At 68.3% G+C, this 429-nt stretch carries 1 protein-coding gene; it reads right to left on the reverse strand.

Annotated elements, in window-relative coordinates:
* The coding region (locus LO763_RS28605) for a hypothetical protein (RefSeq protein WP_230792323.1) at positions 1 to 429 on the reverse strand (429 nt) is incomplete at both ends.

Here is a 429-nt window from a genome sequence, read left to right on the forward strand (position 1 = left end):
CCTGACCGTCCTGGCCGTGGTGGTAGTTCCCGCGAGGGCGGGCTCTCGTGGTGATGATGCTTCGGCTTCGGCTGTCGGTGCGGCCGGAGGCGTCGGCATGGCGGCGGTGGCTTGCCCGCTGCTGTCGCTTTGGTCGGTGGTATCGCCGCTGTTGGTGGTCCTGGTGGTGAAGCGTGCTCGTGCTTTAGCGCGCGCTGCGCGCATCGCGGCCCGGGCGCGTTCGTGTTCGATGATGGCGGCGTGGCCGTCCAGGTCCGGTTTCAGCGTCGGGGACCATTCGGTCCGGTAGAGGCCGGTGGGGAACAGGTCCCAGCCCGAACTCTGATGCTCGGTGTCTAGGTCGGCATCGGTGCGCCAGTCGGAGCACCCGCACCCGGCATCGTCGCTTTCGCTGTTGTCGCTCTGGTGGTCGTGGTGGGTGATGACCGC

Origin of the sequence: Glycomyces amatae, assembly GCF_020991375.1 — a bacterium.
Lineage (GTDB): Bacteria > Actinomycetota > Actinomycetes > Mycobacteriales > Micromonosporaceae > Glycomyces > Glycomyces amatae.